This is a genomic window from Providencia sp. NPDC089933 (genome assembly GCF_049545585.1).
Lineage (GTDB): Bacteria > Pseudomonadota > Gammaproteobacteria > Enterobacterales > Enterobacteriaceae > Providencia > Providencia huashanensis.
On record NZ_JBMWDT010000009.1, the window covers coordinates 219,987 to 226,693 of the forward strand.

Sequence of the window (6,707 nt, forward strand, 5' to 3'; positions counted from 1 at the left end):
GGTCAATGATTAATAAAATAAAGTGAATGGCTATGCCACAAAAGCCAATCATTAGGGTAATCTCGAATCGTTTTTTCAATAATGATTGGCAATTGCTTAGCAATATCTGTTGCGTGCACAGGAGGATAAATATTGATTTGTATTCCATTTTTGCAATATAAGTTATAGAAAACGACTTGCGCTGAAATCACTTTGGATAACCGAACAACACCACTATGTAATTTCGCTGGACGATTAAATAAACGGCAAGCTAATTTATTATTTATCCCTTCCCCCGTATGAATCGTATAATCTGGGGTAATATCAGGGAAAATAATCATATTTTTCTGTCCTGATGCCGTTTCAGTCATTAATGTCATTAAATTTTTTGCTAATGACTTATCCTCTTGATGTATTGAGCAATAAGATAAATTAATTCCCCCAAGAATACGGGCGGTATCATCAAATTTAGTTTGCTCAGCACTTGAAGACACAATAACCGTCGCATTTTTAGGTGATGTTCCTGCCCCTACGATAGTAGCTAATACATCAGAAACCATATGCAATGGCGCTAGAATAACGGGGACTTGTTGTTCATGCAGAGGCTCAACAATTTGATTAAGTTTGTGTGTACACGCTTCTATTTGTGACATGATTTGTCTGTTTTGCCCCCAAGTTGCGCCCTCTTCTAAAATATACCGACGTACCGCGATCCATGCGGTATCAATACGCCCTGGTTTATCCATTAAACACTGGTAATTTTGAGTAGCGACCTTAGTTCTATTACGATAATTCCTACCGATAACCCCAAGGCGGCATAATGTATAACTAACTATTAATAATAGTGGTGTAGATATATAACGCAGTAACCACCTAAATAGAGTCACCGCACAGGTATTTAATTTCACAATACCTACAAGTGCTGCGTCAACGACACTTCTAATACCAAAAATTAGCCATACAATAATAAAGCGGCCCACAATTACTCCTGCTTACTTTTTTCTAAAAGTTCTGCCATATACTTAGTAAATTCAGGAAAATCACGGTCTTGATAAACAACATAGCGCTTATTGATAATGAAAGCGGGTGTTGCCGTAATATTGTAGAATTCAGCAATGCTCTCCATATAATCAAGTTTTTCAGCTACAGCTGGGGTATTGCTAATTTCAAGGTACTTTTCAGTATCAACATTATGCTTTTTCAACCATGCCAATAGTTCGACTTGATTTTTAAAATCAACATTATCATTTAAAACAGAATTAAAAATGGCTGAGCGTAAACTAGGCTCAATATTCATTTCTTCTAAAGTCGCAAAAATAGGTGCATAGGCCGCTAGTGGAGTATACTTACTTGCTAAGTGTATTGCTTTGAAATTATCATCATCAGGCAGTTCTTCTGCAAACTTCATGATGGCATCATTATTTATACCGCAGTAATAACAACCATATGACATAACCTCAATAATACTGTTATTTTCTTTTATTGGGCTCGACAATACTTTTTCGGCAGAAATTTCAAAAAATGTTTGCTGACTTTGACTATTATCTTTAAAGGTCTCAAAAATAAAAACATGATAAAACATGACTGTTGTAAGCACAGAAATCATAATGACAAACAAGGTATATATGATAATCGTTAATTTAGATATTTTTCTATTATTCATTACAGTTTTACCATTGGATTGAAAGCAAAGCATGCAAAGAATCCCTCCTCAGCATGCTTTATAATTATTACATAACAACTAGATTATAAAGGGCATTTACCTGTTGCAGGTTGTGCTTTATAACTTACTTCACCGTGCTTATCAGTACATTTTGTGATCTGTTGGCAGGTTGTCAGGCCAGCGCCTACTTTTACAGTATCAAATGATGTTTCACACACTGGCGCTGTTCCACCAATAACTTTTGATGCATCTACTGTATTTAACAATTTCATATAATTTCCTTATTTATTTTTAGCTATTAACTATTAACTATTAGCTATTAGATAAAATCAATTTAAACATTTCGCCTTAATAATTTTGACTAAGTAGCCAATAAGGCGGTTTGGATTATATGCATAACAATAATATAAGTTCAATTTAATGGGTAGCTATTCAATCCTAAACCCTGCCTATATTCATGTTATAATTATCCTTATTAGGGATTAACCAGTTTTTTGGTTATTACTTAACTCCACCCTATCATTTATCACAGGTTAAATATTGGAATGATGACAGCATTGGAGTAAAATCAGATAATTGTATTTATTTTTATTTTTCACTAATTTCATGAGTGATATATATAAATATTAACAATTAGAAATATTGTTTTACTGATTTAACACATCTAAAAATTTAAATATTTAGGTCAATACAATCTATTACTCCTAATAAGAGTAATAATTTAAAATGGAGTATTCTAAGGGTTAATAAAAACACCAGTTAAAATTTCACTTACATACTATCAGATACTTTTCACCAAGTTGTCATATTGATAAACATAACCTTAATAATATTAATTTGCATTAATAACATTAATTATAAAGGTAATTGAGTTCATTATTTTCTAATGTGTATAAATAATAATACACTGAAAATTAACATGAGGGAGCCATAAAGACTAATGTCGAAATAGTAAAAAAATGGAGGCAATAAACTGCCTCCTAATTAGCGAATCATGAAAATGAAAGTTAAACTTTACTTACCTAATAAATATAGCTTAACAGAATAAACATAACAATAATTAATTTACCACATCTTCATTTAAAACAATGTCACTTGAATTTTATTTATTAACTAAAAAAATTAATTATATACTTAAATATATCATATCCATATACACAAAAAATCATAATAATATAGATTCAATTTTGGTTATATATCTATTATTAAAACGCCCCAAACAACCTCGCATGAAATAAAATCATGCTTTATAAATGAGAAAACTAAAATGGCACATGACAAAACTATAATATTACAAAATAATAAATCATTAGGTTACTTCAATAAACTTATTGTTTCTAAAGGAAATAACTCTCATTTTAATAATAACAAATATAAAAGTGATACAAGCGGTACATTGGCAGGTTCAGTTCATTATGTACAGAATTGTATAATCCCAGCGGGAAAGCATATTGCTGATGATATTCAACCAAGAATAATATCTAATCGAAAAACTATGTTTCTATTCCAACCTAGAGAATTCATAGCGCATAATGATGACGTCAAGTTATTTGTTTTTGATAAACAAAAACGTATTATATTTGAAGCTAAGATGAAAAATCCAAATGAGCTAACGTCAACTTGTGAACCAATCTATGCCAATATTAGTCCTCCCCAACCCCACCCTAATGAAGTTACTATCATTGTTAGTAATGATAAACAATTGCATCAGTTAGATGACCCCGATTATTTTAATGATATTATTCTTAATCATGATACGGTTAAAATAATCACCAGCGATGGTCACTACAATTCATCATTCAAAGTTGAGTCAGATGAAAAATATTCGCGAAAAAAAATCATATTTCAATGTAAATCAACTTATCGATTTTCAGTATTTTTCAATGGTAGAAATGTTGAGTTAGCTACAGGTGACGAACTTACACTCGTTAATGTAGATGGCACTTGGTTCGAAATAAATACAGAAAATAACTGTGACCAATTCCTATCAAAAATAGACTATATTGGTAATTGTTGGTCAATTATAGTGCCAAGCCAATTTATTAAGCCTAATATTACCTTACAATTTACACATCAAGATAAAAAAGGAGATATTGAATATATAGATATTGGTGCACCTAATGAGTTACTTCTCCATACTATTGCTATTGGTATGTTAACACCCTATAGGGACAAATTCGAATTTCAACAAATGCATGAATATCATCAGCAATATTTTCAACAAGTCCCCTTATCTCGCTTAACGGTAACAACCTACGATCCTATTTATTTAACCGAACTTATGTTGCATGATGGCCGGCTACTGGTAGGTATTGCTCCTGGTGATGGGGGTTGGCACACCGGCATTATGCGGGAATACATAGCAAAATCGTTAATTGCATCTGGAATTAATTTTGCCAACTACGGCTTTTTCAATGCAGGAAGAGACAAAGCGAGTAACATGGTAACACCACAAATAACCGTACACACCTCTATAGGAAAATATGAAAATGGGTTACAAGTGCACGGCGGTTCTGGTGGTGCAGGTATGGCGACATTAGATGACACTATTCGTAATGAATTTAGTCATGAAATTGGACATAATTATGGCTTAGGGCACTACCCCGGTGGATTTTATGGTTCTGTCAACGCCGTTCCTAGCCAGCGAAATTCAACATGGGGATGGGATAGCCACAATAATTTTTTTATTCCCAATTTTGAAAGCGCAACACGAAATAAACCCACGTATTTAGAAAATGAAGGTGAAGGGTTATTCGCACTCCCTTATAAGGAACACTCTCTCGGCCATGATGCAATGGCTGGGGGTTCACCTATGTATGAAAAATACAATGCATTTACCTTACATACTCCTCATTCACTTAACCAAATTCAACATTTTCTTGAAAGTAAAGCTGTTTTTAATGTTAACTCGGCCACAGGGTTTTCTCGCTGGGATGAAGAATTACAACAAATGAGAGAGTACCGTCATACCACATCAAAATATATTTATAGTGATGTCCCCATAGAAAATGGTAAAGATATCACCGAAGAGCAATTAATAAATATTTTCCAGTTTAATAAAGAAGCTATGATCCACTGTTATAATGGTAGACACGCACCTAATATTATTTTCCCTACCCCCAATAATTACCCGGATTATTTAATTACTATTGATACTTCAGCAAGTTATAGTATTACTCTTCATCTAAATGATACTCAGAAAATTATACATAATAATGAAGTACTACATTATATCTCTGATGGCCGCGAATGGATTATGCATGATGATGATGCACTTCTTAAGGATTTGGTCCCTTACAAGCAAGGTGTTAAGGTGATAACCTTATTAGGGTTACATGACCCCGAAAATAAATTGCCAAGTTATATTTACCCTGCCCTTAATGGTTCTTATGGGATGGTCTATCCAGATGATAGTAATATACTCGATACAGATTTAGATTACCTCGAAGTCAGCCTTATAACTGGAAGATGTTTACAATTTCAGTTAGCCCCCATTCAAATTAATAGAAATGAAATGAACCAATTTCACGTGAATATCGAAAGAAGTTTACACCCCGTAGAAGCTAGGGTCATTCATAATGGCTCAGTGATTACAAGCCGTAAGATTAATTTAGGTAATGATGACCTAACCTTTACTATCAATTCTAATTAGTTGATAAACTCCTCGTTTATATAAACGAGGAGTTTATGTGGAGAATCACATCATTATATGGAAATAAAAAACTAATACCATTATAGCTAAACAAATAGCAGGTCCAAATGGAATGTAACTTTTTTCATCAATATCATAGTACTCAGCAAACTCTCCTCGATCCGGTCTATAATTAACAGACCTAACAACTAAATAAGTTAATAAACCAAATAATACCGATAACAAAATAAGCCAAGGGATCGCAAATAACCCAATAAAAGTGGCGCCTGCAGCAAACAGTTTGGCATCACCATCACCGAGCCCATCTTTACCTGTCGACAATTTGAACCCCCAAATAACTATTTTAATCACTGACCATACGAGCATACAGCTTGTGACAGATTGCAAAGGAGTTATATTTGTCCAGCTCATTACAGAACTTAATAACCCGAGCCAAATTAACAAATAGTTCAGTTCATCTGGAATAATTAACCATTTAAGATCAATGAAAAATATAACATAGCAAACGGAACATAACCCTAAAAACATCACCAATGTAGCGAGTTCCCTATCAAAATAATAGTAGAAAATAACCAAACCAAAAAAAAAGCCAAAAATAAATTCTGAAAGAGGATAAAGTTTCGATATAGGGCAATGACAATGTCGACATTTCCCTTTTAAAATTAACCAGCTTAATATAGGAATATTGTCCCGTTTATATACTTTATTTTTGCAAGTTGGGCAGCGAGAGCCAGGAAAACTTAATGAAAAATTCCCCGCCGCTCCCCGTGTAAATATTATAATAGGCAAACGATATATTACTACATTGATAAAACTACCAACACAACAGCCTATAATAATGGCAATCACAGTATAATAATAATGAATAAACTCTAACATACTAGTCACAAATCTTCATTATTGAACCGTCTTTTTCATATTTTTTTTGATCAATATATACATTATTATAAGCGTTGATACTGCCTCTAAAATAGGTTATTTTATATTTTCCTCCATGCCCCCATCCCAGATCTCTATCTATTGCATCAATATTGGTATAAATAAAATCTGTTTTTTTAAGGTTAATATCATAAGCACTTAATTTTTTATTTTGACTTATCGCATTGACTAATTGAGCAAAATCCAGATCTCCCGCTTTAAATGCATCCCGTTCTAATTGGTATGCTCTAGAATAAAATGGGTTAGTCGCAAGGTCTCTAATAATAGGGCTTCGGTTCCAGTCCATTGCTAATGTGTATTTTTCCCCTAATGTTATGCTACTTAATACACTTGCATTACCGTATAGCGTCTTGTCAATATCATTATCTGATGCAGATTCTGTCCACTCCCCTTTAATTGAGACACGTTAAATTAGAGTTTTCTAACTGTTGACGATAGGCCTCCGGTGGGAGGTGATTTAAACTTTCATGGGTT

General features: G+C 33.2%; 6 protein-coding genes. 1 reads left to right on the top strand and 5 read right to left on the bottom strand.

Going from position 1 to position 6,707, the window contains the following annotated elements; translation table 11 throughout:
- Positions 1-2: 2 nt before the first annotated feature.
- The 3 genes from ACPEH5_RS14495 to ACPEH5_RS14505 all read right to left on the bottom strand — a co-directional run bounded on the left by ACPEH5_RS14495 (position 3) and on the right by ACPEH5_RS14505 (position 1,914).
- A complete protein-coding gene (locus ACPEH5_RS14495) occupies positions 3-959 on the bottom strand; it encodes an ABC transporter (RefSeq protein WP_042843755.1) in 957 nt (318 codons plus the stop codon).
- Between the two features lie 2 nt (positions 960-961).
- Positions 962-1,642 (bottom strand): DsbA family protein, encoded by a 681-nt coding sequence (locus ACPEH5_RS14500; RefSeq protein WP_042844330.1) that lies wholly within the window; start codon positions 1,640-1,642, stop codon positions 962-964.
- A gap of 83 nt (positions 1,643-1,725) precedes the next feature.
- A complete protein-coding gene (locus tag ACPEH5_RS14505; protein WP_042843756.1) occupies positions 1,726-1,914 on the bottom strand; it encodes a DUF4762 family protein in 189 nt (62 codons plus the stop codon).
- A gap of 995 nt (positions 1,915-2,909) precedes the next feature.
- Between ACPEH5_RS14505 and ACPEH5_RS14510 the strand changes: the two genes are divergently transcribed.
- Entirely contained in the window at positions 2,910-5,294 is a 2,385-nt protein-coding gene (locus ACPEH5_RS14510) for a M66 family metalloprotease (protein WP_281111251.1), read from the top strand.
- A gap of 45 nt (positions 5,295-5,339) precedes the next feature.
- On the opposite strand, the gene ACPEH5_RS14515 is transcribed toward ACPEH5_RS14510, so the two are convergent.
- The gene (locus ACPEH5_RS14515) at positions 5,340-6,173 is read right to left on the bottom strand and encodes a prepilin peptidase (protein ID WP_210788974.1); all 834 of its coding nucleotides are present in this window, start codon (positions 6,171-6,173) and stop codon (positions 5,340-5,342) included.
- Between the two features lies 1 nt (position 6,174).
- Positions 6,175-6,519, bottom strand: a complete 345-nt coding sequence (locus ACPEH5_RS14520; RefSeq protein WP_423727051.1) for a hypothetical protein — start codon at positions 6,517-6,519, stop codon at positions 6,175-6,177.
- Positions 6,520-6,707 lie beyond the last annotated feature (188 nt).

Coding starts and splice junctions, on each gene's coding strand:
- ACPEH5_RS14505 (WP_042843756.1), bottom strand. CDS start 1,914: ATGAAATTGTTAAATACAGTAGATGCATCAAAAGTTATTGGTGGAACA.
- ACPEH5_RS14515 (WP_210788974.1), bottom strand. CDS start 6,173: ATGTTAGAGTTTATTCATTATTATTATACTGTGATTGCCATTATTATA.
- ACPEH5_RS14520 (WP_423727051.1), bottom strand. CDS start 6,519: ATGGACTGGAACCGAAGCCCTATTATTAGAGACCTTGCGACTAACCCA.
- ACPEH5_RS14500 (WP_042844330.1), bottom strand. CDS start 1,642: ATGAATAATAGAAAAATATCTAAATTAACGATTATCATATATACCTTG.
- ACPEH5_RS14510 (WP_281111251.1), top strand. CDS start 2,910: ATGGCACATGACAAAACTATAATATTACAAAATAATAAATCATTAGGT.